The 14,317-nt window shown below is 64.0% G+C and carries 11 protein-coding genes and 1 pseudogene; 5 read left to right on the top strand and 7 right to left on the bottom strand.

Annotated elements, in window-relative coordinates; genetic code table 11:
• Positions 1–164 precede the first annotated feature (164 nt).
• Positions 165–2,465, bottom strand: a complete 2,301-nt coding sequence (locus CFB41_RS19565) for an NADP-dependent malic enzyme (protein WP_089457583.1) — start codon at positions 2,463–2,465, stop codon at positions 165–167.
• Between the two features lie 136 nt (positions 2,466–2,601).
• On the opposite strand from CFB41_RS19565, the gene CFB41_RS19560 reads away from it, so the two are divergent.
• The gene (locus CFB41_RS19560) at positions 2,602–3,573 is read left to right on the top strand and encodes a LysR substrate-binding domain-containing protein (RefSeq protein ID WP_089457582.1); all 972 of its coding nucleotides are present in this window, start codon (positions 2,602–2,604) and stop codon (positions 3,571–3,573) included.
• 86 nt (positions 3,574–3,659) lie between these two features.
• On the opposite strand, the gene CFB41_RS19555 is transcribed toward CFB41_RS19560, so the two are convergent.
• Together CFB41_RS19555 and CFB41_RS19550 are read right to left on the bottom strand one after the other, a co-directional pair.
• The gene (locus tag CFB41_RS19555; protein ID WP_256941093.1) at positions 3,660–4,175 is read right to left on the bottom strand and encodes a hypothetical protein; all 516 of its coding nucleotides are present in this window, start codon (positions 4,173–4,175) and stop codon (positions 3,660–3,662) included.
• A 356-nt stretch (positions 4,176–4,531) separates the two neighbouring features.
• Positions 4,532–4,906 carry a VOC family protein gene (locus CFB41_RS19550; RefSeq protein WP_089457580.1) on the bottom strand — a complete coding sequence of 125 codons (375 nt, stop codon included), beginning with the start codon at positions 4,904–4,906 and terminating at the stop codon, positions 4,532–4,534.
• A 213-nt stretch (positions 4,907–5,119) separates the two neighbouring features.
• On the opposite strand from CFB41_RS19550, the gene CFB41_RS19545 reads away from it, so the two are divergent.
• A complete protein-coding gene (locus CFB41_RS19545) occupies positions 5,120–5,578 on the top strand; it encodes a GNAT family N-acetyltransferase (protein ID WP_089457579.1) in 459 nt (152 codons plus the stop codon).
• Positions 5,579–5,702: 124 nt separating this feature from the next.
• Here the strand turns inward: CFB41_RS19545 and CFB41_RS19540 are convergent, their stop codons facing one another.
• Entirely contained in the window at positions 5,703–7,742 is a 2,040-nt protein-coding gene (locus CFB41_RS19540) for an SMI1/KNR4 family protein (protein ID WP_256941092.1), read from the bottom strand.
• 401 nt (positions 7,743–8,143) lie between these two features.
• On the opposite strand from CFB41_RS19540, the gene CFB41_RS19535 reads away from it, so the two are divergent.
• Positions 8,144–9,349 carry a M23 family metallopeptidase gene (locus CFB41_RS19535; RefSeq protein ID WP_089457577.1) on the top strand — a complete coding sequence of 402 codons (1,206 nt, stop codon included), beginning with the start codon at positions 8,144–8,146 and terminating at the stop codon, positions 9,347–9,349.
• Between the two features lie 16 nt (positions 9,350–9,365).
• Here the strand turns inward: CFB41_RS19535 and CFB41_RS19530 are convergent, their stop codons facing one another.
• Positions 9,366–10,568 carry an RNA-guided endonuclease TnpB family protein gene (locus CFB41_RS19530; protein ID WP_089457576.1) on the bottom strand — a complete coding sequence of 401 codons (1,203 nt, stop codon included), beginning with the start codon at positions 10,566–10,568 and terminating at the stop codon, positions 9,366–9,368.
• 101 nt (positions 10,569–10,669) lie between these two features.
• Between CFB41_RS19530 and CFB41_RS38965 the strand changes: the two are divergent.
• A pseudogene (locus CFB41_RS38965) lies at positions 10,670–10,765 on the top strand (transposase); the annotation flags it as partial.
• A 183-nt stretch (positions 10,766–10,948) separates the two neighbouring features.
• Here the strand turns inward: CFB41_RS38965 and CFB41_RS19525 are convergent.
• Both CFB41_RS19525 and CFB41_RS19520 read right to left on the bottom strand, forming a co-directional pair.
• Positions 10,949–11,359 carry a GNAT family N-acetyltransferase gene (locus tag CFB41_RS19525; protein WP_089457575.1) on the bottom strand — a complete coding sequence of 137 codons (411 nt, stop codon included), beginning with the start codon at positions 11,357–11,359 and terminating at the stop codon, positions 10,949–10,951.
• Between the two features lie 177 nt (positions 11,360–11,536).
• Positions 11,537–12,664, bottom strand: a complete 1,128-nt coding sequence (locus CFB41_RS19520) for an aminotransferase class V-fold PLP-dependent enzyme (protein ID WP_089457574.1) — start codon at positions 12,662–12,664, stop codon at positions 11,537–11,539.
• 363 nt (positions 12,665–13,027) lie between these two features.
• Here CFB41_RS19520 and CFB41_RS19515 point away from each other — a divergent pair, with 363 nt between their 5' ends.
• Positions 13,028–14,209, top strand: coding sequence for a serine hydrolase (locus CFB41_RS19515; RefSeq protein WP_089457573.1), 1,182 nt, complete (start codon positions 13,028–13,030; stop codon positions 14,207–14,209).
• The last annotated feature ends 108 nt before the right edge of the window (positions 14,210–14,317 follow it).

The raw sequence follows: 14,317 nt of genomic DNA, 5'->3' as shown, positions 1-14,317 counted from the left end.
ATCCGGGCGATTGTTTCGACAACGGGCAGCCTCACGGTACTTGCAGTTGTTCGTCGGGTTTGCCGACGACGAACGCTTGGTCCGTACCCGCTCCGGGCCGCATCACGTACTGCGTATCGATATGTGAACGCGCGGGGCGGCCACAGCCGCCCCGCCAACATCAATCAATCGGCCACATTCCGGTTGGCCTCGATCACCGTCAACGCAGCCATGTTCACGATCCGCCGCACGGTCGCGCTAGACGTCAGGATGTTCACCGGCGCATTCACACCGAGCAGGAACGGCCCCACCGCCACGTTGCTGCCCGCTTCAGTCTTCAGCAGGTTGTACGCGATGTTACCGGCGTCGACGTTCGGGCAAACCAGCAGGTTGGCCGCCCCCTTCAACGGCGACATCGGCAGCAGCTTCGCCCGCAGCCCTTCATCCAGCGCGCAGTCGCCATGCATCTCGCCGTCCGCCTCGATATCCGGCGCCTGCTCGCGGACGATCTCCAGCGCCCGGCGCATCTTCACGCCCGACGCCGCGCTCCCCGACCCGAAGTTCGACCGCGACAGCAACGCCGCTTTCGGCGTCAGGTTCAGCCATTCCATCTGGCGCGCCGCGGCGATCGTGAATTCCGCGATCTGCTCCGCGTCGGGATTGTCGTTGACGTGCGTATCCACCAGCGCGACCGTCCGCTGGTCGAGCAACAGGATGTTCATCGCCGCATAGGTCGACGCCCCCGGCTTCTTGCCGATCACCTCGTCGACGAACCGCAGGTGGTTGTGATACTCGCCCACCGTCCCGCAGATCATCCCGTCCGCATCGCCGAGCCGCACCATCATCGCGCCGATCAGCGTCAGGCGGCGGCGCATCTCGACCCGTGCCATCTCCTTCGAGATGCCGTCCCGGCAGCGCAGCTCCCAGTACTTCGTCCAGTACTGCGGGAAGCGCTCGTCATATTCCGGATTGGTTACTTCGACATCCTGACCGAGCCGGATCCGCAGGCCGAACCGCTCGATGCGCGCGAGCAGCACCTCGGGACGCCCGACCAGGATCGGCCGCGCCAGCTTCTCGTCGACGATCACCTGCACCGCGCGCAGCACCCGCTCGTCCTCGCCTTCGGTAAAGACGATCCGCGCCTTGCCGCCGTCGCGCACCAGCCGGCGCGCCGTCGCGAACAGCGGCTTCATGAACGCGCCGGAGTGGTAGACGAATTGCTGCAGCTGCTCGACGTACGCGTCGAGATCGGTCAGCGGGCGCTTCGCCACGCCGCCATCCATCGCCGCCTTGGCCACGGCCGGCGCGATCCGCACGATCAGGCGCGGGTCGAACGGCTTCGGAATCAGGTATTGCGCGCCGAACGCCACGTCGTACGCGCCGTAGGCCGCCGCGACGACTTCGTTCTGCTCTTCCTCGGCCAGCCCCGCGATCGCGTGAACCGCGGCGATCTCCATTTCGCGGGTGATCGTCGTCGCGCCCACGTCCAGCGCGCCGCGGAAGATGTACGGGAAGCACAGGACGTTGTTGACCTGGTTCGGGTAATCCGAGCGGCCCGTCGCGATGACGACGTCGTCGCGCGTCGCATGCGCCAGTTCCGGGAAGATTTCCGGCGTGGGGTTGGCCAGCGCGAGGATCAGCGGGCGCGGCGCCATCGCCTTCAGCATGTCGGCGGTCAGGATGCCGCCGACCGACAGGCCCAGGAACACGTCCGCGCCGCCGATCACGTCGGCCAGCTTGCGCGCATCGGTTTCCTGCGCGAAGCGCGACTTCGCCGGGTCCATCAGCGTGGTGCGGCCGCGATAGACGACGCCCTCGATGTCGGTCACCCACACGTTTTCGACCGGCAGCCCGAGGTCGACCAGCAGGTCCAGGCAGGCGAGCGCCGCGGCGCCGGCTCCCGACGTCACGACCTTCACCTCCTTGATGGACTTCCCGACCACCTTCAACCCGTTGATGAACGCGGCGGAGACGGTGATGGCGGTGCCGTGCTGGTCGTCATGGAAGACGGGAATCTTCATGCGGTCACGCAGCTTCTGCTCGACCGTGAAGCACTCGGGCGCCTTGATGTCCTCGAGGTTGATGCCGCCGAAGGTCGGCTCGAGGCCGGCGATGATGTCGACCAGCTTGTCCGGGTCGGTTTCGTTGATCTCGATGTCGAAGACGTCGATCCCCGCGAACTTCTTGAACAGCACGGCCTTGCCTTCCATGACCGGCTTCGACGCGAGCGGGCCGATGTTGCCCAGGCCCAGCACGGCCGTGCCGTTCGTGATCACGCCCACCAGGTTGCCGCGGCTCGTGAACCGGTGCGCCTGCAGCGGATCGGCGGCGATGGCCTCGCACACGCCCGCCACGCCCGGCGTGTACGCCAGCGCGAGATCGCGCTGGGTCACGAGCGGCTTGCTGGCGACGACCGAGATCTTTCCCGGGGTCGGAAATTCGTGATAGTCGAATGCTGCCTGCTGCTGCGTCTCAGTCTGTTTCATGTTTTTCGATCCGGGCTCGGGCGCCAGGCCAGTCCCGGCGCGATCCATGAAGGGGATTCTAGGGATCTGCCATAAGGTGTTGATTCTGTTTTAATATCGGTCCATCACTTTTTCATGATGGATGCATGACCAGTCAATGAATTTTGACGCGAACGACGTGGTCAGGCGGCTCGGCGCCCGCCTGAAGATGCGGCACCTGGTGCTGTTGCTGCAGATCCAGCAGCACGGGTCGCTGACGCGCGTCGCGGAGCACATGGCCAGCAGCCAGCCGGCCGTGACCAATGCGCTGTCCGAGCTGGAGAGCATGTTCGGCACGCCGCTGTTCGAGCGCTCGTCGCGCGGCATGCGGCCCACCGCGCTCGGCGCGGTCGTGCTCGAGCGGGCGAAGGCGATGATCAAGGATCTCGACCACCTCGCCCGCGAGATGGAGGCCGTTGCCGCCGGGCATGCGGCCCATCTGCACATCGGCGTGATTCCGTTCATTTCCGGGCAGATGCTGTCGGCGGCGCTCAAGCGGCTGCAAGCGCGCATGGAGCGGCGCCTGACCGTGACGATTCACGAAGGCACCAGCGATCAGTTGCTGCTGCAGCTCAGGGATCACAGCGTCGACATCGTGATCGGGCGGGCGTCGTCGGCGATCGACCTGGGGCAGGTCTCCTTCGAAGTGCTGTACCAGCAGCAGCCGCGCATGATCGCGAGCCGGCGGCTTGCCGCGAAACTGGCCCGCACCGCGCTCGACTGGCACAAGCTGCACGCGCTCGACTGGATTCTCGGCGCGCCGCATACGCCGATGCGCGAACAGGTCACCGACCTGTTCCTGTCGGCCGGCATCGCGCCGCCCGTTCCGATCGTCGAGAGTTATTCATCCAAGCTGATCGGCGAGATGATCGCGTCGAGCGACGAGGCCGTCTCGATCGTGCCCGCCGATATCGCGGAAGAACTGGTGCGGATCGCCGGGGTGGCGATCGTGCCTTACTCGCTGGTGTGGACGCTCCCGCCCATCGCGCTGTTTACCCGAGCCGCCGAGTCGCGCTCGCCGGCGCGGGATCTGCTCGTCGACGCGTTGCGCGAGGTTTGCAGGGAGACTTACGGGGACGCGCAGCGGTAGGGTTCCACGTGCCACGCCTGTGTTGAACGGGCCGCCGAAACCCGTCGTGCGTCTCGACGGCTTCCCGGTGCGCCACCGGCCCCGGGCTACTTGCCGGCCGCGAGGCGCCGCAGGATTTCCGCACGCTCGGCGCTCAGCACATGGTCCGAGCCCTCGCCGCGGTCATAGCGTTTGGTCGTCCGGTAGGAAAACCGCTTCTTGTACTGGTTGGCAGCGGGATCGAACACCCACGCATCGACGTCGAACAGGTGCGCCTCGAAATGACTCTCGTCCTTGCCCGACACATAATCGGCGCGAACGAACACCGGATAAGGCGACACGTCCGGCACCTTCCACATCGCGCGGTCGGCCAGCTCGGTCTGCGTGACTTCCGGCATCAGGTTCTCGATCTTGCCGTTCGCGCCGTAACGCAGGATCGCCACGCGCTCCAGCATCCCGCTGCCGCCGCCCGAGAACATTCCCGAGAAGAACACCCACGAGCCGCCCGACGCAAGCGGCAGCCGCTCGGACCTTGGTGTCAGCCCGAACTGGTAAAGCTCTTTCGGCGAATTCGGAAGCGGCGCGGGTGGCATCTGGAAGCATGGCGCACGGTCGGGAAGCACGCAGAGTTTCACGCCGGACAGCGGGAGGCCGTCGGTGTCCGTTCGACCCTCCGCCTGGGCGAAACGGGGGAAGGCGAGTTCGCTGGAAGCGGCCTGAACGCCGGTGACGCCAACGACGGTAAGGCCCAGGATCACCCCAAGCGTTTTACGGAACCCGCGCATGCGCCTGCCCTCTTCTCTCATGTTTTGATAGGCGCGAATTGTCGATGATCCGGCCGGTTCTGTCGAATGAGCGGTTGCGGCCGGCGATCTACCGAAATGGCGCCCGTCGGGGCGGTTCGCGAGATAGCGCGGGGGCCTTCAATGCGTGAGGTGGGACGCTCCATTGATCGCCGCGTCCCACACGCTTGCGCAGCTCACCCCTGCGCCTGATGGCACACCACCTCGATATTGTGTCCATCCGGCCCGATGACGAACGCCGCGTAGTAATTCGCGTGATAGTGCGGCCGCAGCCCCGGCGCGCCATGGTCCTTCCCGCCGGCAGCCAGCGCCGCGCGATAGAACGCGTCGACTTGCTGCCGGTTGTCGGCCACGAACGCGATGTGAAGATGGGCCGGTTTCTCCGTCGTCTGGAACAGGCACAACGAAGGCTTGCCCGGCGGAGAGATCTCGATGCCGTACGACGGCTCGCCCTCGCCCTGCACCACAACGCCAAGCGGCTCGAGTGCGCTCAGGAAAAACGCCTTGCTCGCTGCATAGTCGGTCACGCCGAATTTGACATGGTCAAACATGACTCCCCCTCGGATAGATGGGTCTGCCGGCACCCGGATGGAATGTGGAAATCACCGCGATGTTGCCACACATGGCCGTCGCCGGCATCCCCGCTCGCGACCGAACAAAACTTCCGATTTCGCCAGTTTCAACAGCATGCTGCGCGATATTGGAAGCTCGATTCCACACTGCTATCGTTGTGCACCTTTTGACGATTTCGGAGCGGGAGATTCATGCCCTTGATCTTGCGTCGAGCGATTGCAGCTGATGCCGCAGAGGTGGCTGACGTCTATCTACGGTCGCGCAACACGCTGGCATCCTATGCGCCGCTCGCACACTCTGAAGCCGCTGTCCGCGATTGGGTGGCCAACCTGCTAGTTCCGTCCGGCAACGTTACCGTTGCCGTGAACGACAACCGCATCGTCGGCATGGCCGCGCACGTTGTCACTGACGGCGTGGTGTGGCTTGACCAGTTGTATGTGTGCCCCGAATTCAAGCGACAAGGAATGGGTTCTTCACTCCTGGAATCGGTGAAGTCGCAGACGGTTGGCAGGCTCCAGCTCTACACGTTCCAGATGAATCACGATGCTGCTGCGTTTTATGAGCGGCACGGGTTCGTTGCGATTGCATACAGCGACGGAAGCCGAAACGAGGAGGGGTGTCCCGACGTCTTGTACTGCTTGACACGGTAGCGCACGAAACGCCTGTCCGTCCCGCGCAGCCAAGCGCTTGTCCAAGGGTCCACCGGCATTGCCCTTGGTGCACGCTCATCAACGTAGCGGCCAACACCCCGCCGCTATCATGCTCGGCGCGTGCTCAACCTGATCGTCCCTCGTCGGCGATGCGGGCAAGCCACTCCGAAAAGCCCCCCGCTATGCGCTCGCGTCGCGCGTCATCGTGCCAGACCCGAATCACTTGTCCCGAGAAACCGTCTTCCGCGGGATCGAGGTCGATACACAGATGATTGCCGCTGCCGTCATGCGTGAACGGAATCCACTTCAGGTTGTACCAGTCGTCCCTGATGCCCGGATCCGGCTCCGATTCCATACCGTCGAAATCGCCTCCATCGACGAGACCTTTCCAGATACGCCATTGCGCGAGGATCTCGTGCGCGCTCAGCAGCGCATCACTTCCGGAAAATTCATTCCCTGAATCGGCCTGGCCATCGTGAATGCGCAGGCTGTCGACGAATGCGTCAGGCAGTTGCGTTCCCAGCGCAGTCTGCAAGGCTGCGATCTCGTCGTCGGACGCCGGCCCGTTGAGGCCACCCGGCAGACGTGACGCGTCGGCGACGAAGGCCGCTTCGAGCTGCCGCCATGTTTCGCGAAGATCGATGCTGCGCGCGTCGTCGATATCGCGGGTCGTCACGCGGGCGTCGACCACCGGTGACGGTGTGGCCGCCTCGACGGCTGCCTCCGCCACGGGGCGCGGCGGTTCACTGGCGAGGTCGCGGTCGAGACGCAGGAACAGCACGGACGACCCTGCTGCCAGGGGAAACTCCCCGGCGGGGATCGCGACGAGCACATCGGCACGAACGACGCCGCCGACCAGCCCGTCGGCTTCGGACGGCAACAGGCGGACGACAGGCTTTCCGTCGACCCCGCGATGCAGATTGCCCCATCGCATCGCGTTCAGTCGGGCATCGCGCTCGACGCCGTGGTCGACGATCCCGGACTCCCAATGAGGCCCCGGTGTTGACGCGTGCTCGAGTGAATCGAGCACACGCGGCATGATCGCGTGCATCAGCATCGCCACTGCGCTCGTGTGGCCCGGCAGGTTGATCAGCGTGGCCTGATCGTAGCTGGTCAGGAGCGTCGTCCCGCCTTGCGTGCCGTCCGGGCGCGTGAGCGTCAGCATGGTTTTCTTCGGCGGCGAGCGATTGTCGCTGCGTCCGAAGTTGAAGCGATCGGCTGACGTTTGCTTGATGTCGACAGTCGTTTCGTCGTAGGCATACACCAACGGCATATTCAGCCCCAGATTCCGAAAGAGCGGCACGGCAGGCAGCCCGGCACCGACGATCAGGTCGTAACGCTGCGCGAGCTCGGCCAGTTTCTTCTTGAACGCGTATTCGTTCTGCTGCACCTCAAGCGGCGGCCGTGCCATGTCCGGCGGCTCGATGTACTCGACCGAACCCACCTCGTATCCCCAGCGCTGCAGTACCGCCCGGATGTACGGTCCGCTCGTGTCGGGCCGCTGCCAGCGCTCGCGAACGGTGCGGGGTGCGCACTGCTCATACCCGACGATCACCACGCCGATGCGCGGCCGTTTCGTCACCTCGATGTCGCGTACGCCTGCGGCCGTCAGCGCGATCTGCCGTTCGGCCGTTATCCGGCTGCCCCTGGGCAAGAGCAGGCTGCCTTGCCGAAATTCGCTGCCCGGTGCGATCACATGCTGGCCGGCGGATAGCGGCGCATGCAGCAGCAGAAACGATCGAGCGCCCCGGTACGAAACCTCGAGGTCGCTTTTCGGGACGACGGCATCGGCATTTTCCGGCAGCGGGAAATACGGTGGGACATCGACAGCACACTGCGCGCCGATTGCGCGAGCCGCCGGACTGCCGGCCGGCGAGGCAAGCGCGCGCCGGCTGAACTGGAATTCGAGCTCGACCGGTGCGCCCTGCGCGGCATGCGCGGTATCGGATGCGCGCATCGCATAGCCTTCGACCGCAGCAAGCGGAACGGGCGGAACATTCTCGGGCGCGAAAACGTCCGCCGCCGTCACGCGCGTCAGCGCATCCTCGACCGGAATCGTCTCGGATTGCATCGCGCCCGGCACGGCGCGTCGGCAGAGCTTGTAGGGCTGGTCGAGCCAGAAAGGGAAGTTTTCATGATCGTTCATGGTGATGGGTGTTGTCATGCCGTGGTTCGAAGGATGCCTGCGAACCGCGGCAACGATATGGCTTTCGTCGCCCGTGTCTCAACGGTTTGCTGCAGGCTGCTCGGTCGACGCAAACGGATACTCGTCGCAATCGGACGGCGTTTCATCCGGATCACCGGTGAACGTGCAATGACCGATGATCGCGCCCAATTTCGCGATGCATTGCACCTTGGAATCGCTCCGGTTGGCCCACCGCGATGCGGCGTCGCGCGAGTGGCCAAATCACTTTGAAACTATCGCATCGACAATTTCGTCTGACGCATTAAATTCGAAAACGCATCCCGATATATTTCATTTTAATTGCAATGACTAGCGAATGATGCAGGCTTGCCAGCAATGGCATTAAATTCTTTAAAACTTTCTCCTTGGTGCATTTAACCATGCGCAACTTATTAGATCGCCATGCCTCGAATTCGATTCAATACACCATTGGAATCCTGCTGATTGCGGCCAACCTTGCCGAAATCGCGCATGCGGCGCCAATCGAGACGTCGTTGCAACGCTCGATCGGGCAGGCGCTTCAATCCCGATCGGGTGGGACGTTGAAGCTGCCGGCCCGGTCGGACGACAGCCTGGTCGAGGCAATCAAAACCGACGACGTTTCCGGATTGGTATTTGGCACTGCGACACAAATCCTGCGCGACGACGAATCCGGCGATCCCGTCACGAAGCTGTTCATTGCGCGCAACATGAATGGCCGATGGATCTCGGGTGTGGAGGGCAGCAGCGAGTTTGGAGCGTTGCTCGATGCGGCGCCACCCACGCTGCTCGCGGCCGACGAACGGAAAAATCTGGCGTCGAGACGCGCATCGCTTGCACCACGGTCGGCTGCATTGCCGCAACCGGGCCTTGCGTTGCCGTGGGAACCGAATGCCGGGTGGTACTGGACGGGCGGTGCACACGGCTGGTCCGGACAAAGCAGGCCGTATAACTCCCTCGATTTCTCGGGCGGCAACGGCCGCGTGCTGGCGGCGCGAGACGGCTATCTTTACAAGAGCTGCGAGCGCGACGGCAGCGCCATCGTGAAAGTGGTTCACGACAATGGCTATGCGACGACTTATTACCACATGGTCCGGCTGACGTCGCTGAACAGCGGTACGCGTGTCCGTCAGGGGGAATATCTCGGCAGCGTCGGAAACGGCCTGCCGTGCGGCGGACAAACGACGGGGCCGCATGTTCACTTTTCACTGAGCAAGGATGGCAACGACGTGTCCGTCAATGGCATGACGATCGGCGGCTGGCAATTCTTCGAGGGCACTTCGCCGTATTCCGGATACGCGGTTCGCAATCAGCGGCGCGTCTCCCCGCAGGCATGGCTGGTCAACTACGGGAGCGCGGATTCCGGCGATCCATCCACGCCCGTCAGCGCGCGTGTACAGGCACCGGGTACGGCGAATCTGCGCAGCGCGCCTTCATTGTCGGCGCCGGTCGTCGGTTCGCTCGAGAATGGGCGCATCGTGCAGCTCGCGTGCCACCAGTATGGCGACTCCGTGAACGGCAACTGGGGCGCTACACGGCTTTGGTATCGCCTCGACTCGATTGACATCCTCCCCCGCCTGAAGACGGGGGATTCCTACCGCGTCTGAAATGATCATGCCAATCTCAGATCGCCTCGGCGGGTTCCTGCTTCATTGAGCGGCCCGACTGCACCGTCTCTCCACAGGCTGCAACGCGGTGTCCCCGCGCCAGAATGTTCAGAGCACCGACGACATCGGCGTTCTCCGCGTAACGGCATTCGACACAGGCGAATTTTTCCTGCGTGGTCCGGTTTTCCGCACTCACATATCCACAAGTTGGGCACGTACGGCTTGTATTCGCGGGCGGCACCGCCACCAGCCAGCCGCCATTCCAGGCCAGCTTGTATTCCAACTGCCGCCTGAACTCGAACCACCCTTGGTCGAGGATGGCCTTATTCAGACCGGACTTGGCCCGAACATTTTTGCCATGCGCATCGATGCTGCCTGCCGCCGACCTGGACATATTCCGAACCTGCAAGTCCTCGATACACACCATCGCGTGGTTTTTGCTGATCGTGGTCGTGGCCTTGTGCAGGTAGTCGCGGCGAGCATTGGCGATGCGCGCATGGATGCGCTGGACTCTGGTCCTGGCTTTTTTCCAGTTATTGCTGAACTTGACCTTGCGGCTCATCGCACGTTGGCATCGGCGCAGACAAGCCTCATGTTTCTTGAAACTGTTGAGCGGTGTGAGAAACGTGCCGTCGCTCATCGTAGCGAAGCGGGCAATGCCCATATCGATGCCGACCACGCTGGTGGCATGGGGCACCGGCTGCTCGACCTCCCTCTCGGTCTGGATCGAGACACGCCACTTGCCCGCGTTGAAGCTGACCGTTGCGTTGCGCAGTTCGCCCAGCACGGGACGTGACAGCCGCAGCCGCATCCAGCCCAGCTTGGGCAGGAAAATGCGCCCATTGGGCTGGTCGAGCTTGAATTGCTTGGGGTCCGGGTAGCGAAAACTGTCGCGCTGGCCGCGCTTCTTGAACTTCGGAAACGCCGCTCGCTTGGCAAAGAAGTTCTTGTAGGCCCGCTCCATGTCCTTGAGAGCCTGTTGCAACGGGTGAACGGGGGCGTCCTTGAGCCATGGCGTTTCGCCTCCGTTACGCCACTCCGTCAGATGCTTGGCCATTGCTACGTAGCCAATGAACTTGCCGCCCGCCTCATAATTCTCCTTCTGCAACGCCAGTGCCTTGTTGTAGACGAACCGGCACGATCCGGCGAAGCGGCGCATATCGCGCTGCTGCTCGCCGTTCGGCATCAGTTCGAACTTGAAGGCCTGGAGTCGTCGCATCGGACGATTGTATGACTGGCCCACAAGAGCGAGTCAAGCCATTCGACGTGGTCGCGATTACGTCTTTCAAGTACTACTCGAGCATTCGTAAAAAGTTGTGAGGCGACGCGCTGTGGCCTCTGTCTTACTTCGCCGGAAGTTGTGGCGGCGCGCCTGTCGAAATCATTCGCAAATATATCGACCAACAGAAAGCGCCCACTAGCCGCCGGAAGCCTACGGCGTCCGCGCTATCCTTCCCCGCCCTGAAGGACGGGGTTTGACGCGCATTCAGATCAATGGATCTCCGACGGATTCGTCTACACCGGCAGCAACGACCCAGTGGTGCCGGAATGCGTGAATTAGCGCGGGCGCACCGCGACAGGAAAAACGATGCCTCAACGTTACGTGATCCGCAGGAACATCCCCGCCTTCTCAGGCAGCACCGACGGTTGAAAACCGTAACGCTCGTAGAACTTCGGTGTCCCGTGATCCGCCATCAGGCTGACGTAGGCGGTCGGCGGCGCGTGCTCGTGAACGTAGCCCATGAGTGCCCGCATGATCAGGTCGCCCACGCCCTTCTTCTGGTGAGCGGGCGACACCGCGATATCGACGATCTCGAAGAAACAGCCGCCGTCGCCGATGACGCGGCCAATTCCGACCGGATCGCTGTCGCAATACGCCACGACGCTGAAAAGGCCATTCTTCAGCCCGATCGTCGCAGCCTGTTCCGACTTTCTGCTCAACCCTGCGGCAAGACGAATGCCGATGTAGTCGGATACCGACGGGACTTCCTGTCGAACGACATATGCCATGCGAACCCTTCAGGTTAGCCGTACAGGCAGATGGACCGGCCTCGCTGCGCATGAGCCCATCGAACCACGAACCCGAACGTGCGGATCGGACAAGACCATGACCCTCCATCCAGCGAGGCAGTAGACCAAAGGCGCGCACACCCATCACCCACTGCCTCGCCCAATCCGAGAAGCGCCTTAAAGAATCCGCTCCAGCGCATCCGCAAACCGCCCAACCGCCCCCTCGACGTCATGCAGCTTGTCGAGCCCGAACAACCCCAGCCGGAAGGTTTTGAAATCCTCCGGCTCGTCGCACATCAGCGGCACGCCGGCCGCGATCTGCAACCCGACGTCGGCAAACTTCTTCCCGGTTCGAATCCCGTCGTCGTCCGTATAACTGACCACGACACCCGGCGCCTCGAACCCTTGCGCCGCCACGCTCCGGAAACCCTTCTCGGCCAGCAGCGCACGAATCCGCTTGCCCAGCTCGAGCTGCTCCGCTTTCACCTTGTCGAAGCCGTACGCCTCGGTTTCCTTCATCACGTCGCGCAGCGTCGTGAGGCTGTCCGTCGGCATCGTCGCGTGGTACGCGAACCCGCCACCTTCATACGCTTCCATGATCTGCAGCCACTTGCGCAGATCGCATGCGAAGCTGGTGCTGGTCGTGCCATCGATGCGTTCGCGGGCCAGTTCGCCGAGCATTACCATCGCGCAGCACGGCGACGCGCTCCAGCCCTTCTGCGGCGCGCTGATCAGGATATCGACGCCGCTCGCCTGCATGTCGACCCACACCGTGCCGGACGCGATGCAATCGAGCACGAACATGCCGCCGACCGCATGCACGGCGTCGGCCACCGCGCGCAGATACCCGTCGGGCAACATCATCCCGGATGCGGTTTCGACGTGCGGCGCAAACACCAGATCCGGCTTGTGTTCGTTGATCGCGGCGACCACTTCGTCGATCGGCGCCGGCGCATAGGCGGCCTGCCGTCCCGCTTCGACCGGACGCGCCTTCAGCACCGTCGTTTCGGACGGAATGCTGCCCATGTCGAAAATCTGCGACCAGCGGAAGCTGAACCAGCCGTTGCGGATGACGAGGCACTTCTTGTTGGTGGCGAACTGCCGCGCGACGGCTTCCATGCCGAACGTCCCGCTGCCGGGGACGATCACGACGGACTTCGCGTGGTAGACCTTCTTCAGCGTGCCGGAGATGTCGCGCATGACACCCTGAAAGCGCTCCGACATATGGTTGACCGAGCGATCGGTGTACACCACCGAATATTCGAGGAGCCCCTCGCGGTCAACATCGGGAAGTAATCCTGGCATGCTCGCCTCCGGTGAAAGATGAACGATGGAATCTGGGCGAGCAGTGTCCGTGATGCGATACCGCGCTGCACCCATGCAATTGCGTTATTTTCTCGACGAAAGCAGATTCTAACGAAGGCCGAGCGCCGCTTGGGGCCTATTTTGTCGGCTGTCCGCCGCAGGCGTGACGGAGCGCCGCCGCCGGCCGACGCGCCGCGCTGCAACGGAGCCGCCGCCCCCCGGCTGAAGCGCCCGCCCCGTGGCCGTCCACGCGCATCGTTGCAGCGCACGACGCCCGCCAAGCCCTGTTCCATGTACGGGTAAATGGCACGTCCGGCGCATGCCGCCTACCATGTCGGCTCCCCCTTCACGACAGAGTCTTCGATGACCCCCAACCGAGCATCATCACAGCAGCCGTCGGCCGATCCCGCGCTCGCCGAGCGCGTCGATGCGGTACTGTCCCGTCAACTCGACACGCAACGCCTCGTCGGCGTGGTCGTCCTGGTCGCATGCGACGGCGAGCTCGTCTATCGCCGCGCAGCCGGGTTCGCCGACCGCGAAGCACGCACGCCGATGCAGGAGGACACGCTGTTCAGGCTCGCGTCGGTCACGAAGCCGATCGTCTCGGCGGCCGCCATGGCGCTCGTTGCCCGGCACCAGCTGTCGCTCGACGACGACGTCACGAAGTGGCTGCCCGAGTTCCGCCCGGCGCTGCGTGACGGCAGCGTGCCGGTCATCAAGGTGCGCCACCTGCTCACGCATTCGGCCGGCCTCGGCTATCGCTACGCGGAAGCCGACGCGGCGGGCCCGTATGCACGCGCGGGCGTCTCCGACGGGCTCGATGGCGCATCGATCACGCTCGCCGAGAACCTGCGCAGGATCGCGAGCGTGCCGTTGCAGTACGCGCCCGGCACCGGCTGGAACTATTCGCTCTCCATCGACGTGGTCGGCGCGGTGATCGAGGCCGTCACCGGACAGCCGCTCGCCGATGCGGTCGATGCGCTGGTGCTCCGCCCGCTCGGCACCCGCGACACGGGATTCGTCGCACGCGATGCCGCACGGCTCGCGACGCCTTACGTCAACGACACGCCGCAGCCGCACCGGCTCGCCGAGAACGAGGCCGTCCCCATCTACGAAGGCTCCGTCGGCGTGACGTTCTCGCCGTCGCGCGCGCTCGACAAGGATGCGTTCGCATCGGGCGGCGGCGGGATGGTCGGCACCGCCGGTGACGTGCTGAACGTACTGGACACGCTGCGGGCGGGCGGCGGCGCCATTCTGCCGGCCGAGCTGGTCGACGAGATGGGCCGCATCCACACCGGCAACCTCGCGTTGCCCGACCTGCCCGGCGCGGGCTACGGGATCGGGTTTTCCGTGTTGTGCGACCCGCGCGCGGCGCTGTCGCCGGAGTCGCCGGGCACGTGGCGGTGGGGCGGCGTCTACGGTCATTCGTGGTTCGTCGACCGCGCACGAGGGCTCACCGTCGTGTCGTTGTCGAACACGCTCTACGAGGGGATGAACGGCCAGTACACGCTCGATCTGCGCGACGCGGTCTACGGCGTCGGCTGACCCGCGCCATGTCATTGCACGCGCAACAAAAAAGGCCCGACACGGTCGGGCCAATGAGGTGAGACACAAGGAGAATCCCGCCCACCACACCGGGCGGGTCACGCCGCG

Source organism: Burkholderia sp. AU33803 (assembly GCF_002223095.1).
GTDB lineage: Bacteria > Pseudomonadota > Gammaproteobacteria > Burkholderiales > Burkholderiaceae > Burkholderia.
Note: the sequence above shows the minus strand (reverse complement) of the source record. Positions and strands in the feature narration are given on the sequence as shown.

Coding starts and splice junctions, on each gene's coding strand:
- CFB41_RS19540 (WP_256941092.1), bottom strand. CDS start 7,742: ATGACAACACCCATCACCATGAACGATCATGAAAACTTCCCTTTCTGG.
- CFB41_RS19550 (WP_089457580.1), bottom strand. CDS start 4,906: ATGTTTGACCATGTCAAATTCGGCGTGACCGACTATGCAGCGAGCAAG.
- CFB41_RS19530 (WP_089457576.1), bottom strand. CDS start 10,568: ATGCGACGACTCCAGGCCTTCAAGTTCGAACTGATGCCGAACGGCGAG.
- CFB41_RS19560 (WP_089457582.1), top strand. CDS start 2,602: ATGAATTTTGACGCGAACGACGTGGTCAGGCGGCTCGGCGCCCGCCTG.
- CFB41_RS19520 (WP_089457574.1), bottom strand. CDS start 12,664: ATGCCAGGATTACTTCCCGATGTTGACCGCGAGGGGCTCCTCGAATAT.
- CFB41_RS19545 (WP_089457579.1), top strand. CDS start 5,120: ATGCCCTTGATCTTGCGTCGAGCGATTGCAGCTGATGCCGCAGAGGTG.
- CFB41_RS19525 (WP_089457575.1), bottom strand. CDS start 11,359: ATGGCATATGTCGTTCGACAGGAAGTCCCGTCGGTATCCGACTACATC.
- CFB41_RS19535 (WP_089457577.1), top strand. CDS start 8,144: ATGCGCAACTTATTAGATCGCCATGCCTCGAATTCGATTCAATACACC.
- CFB41_RS19515 (WP_089457573.1), top strand. CDS start 13,028: ATGACCCCCAACCGAGCATCATCACAGCAGCCGTCGGCCGATCCCGCG.
- CFB41_RS19565 (WP_089457583.1), bottom strand. CDS start 2,465: ATGAAACAGACTGAGACGCAGCAGCAGGCAGCATTCGACTATCACGAA.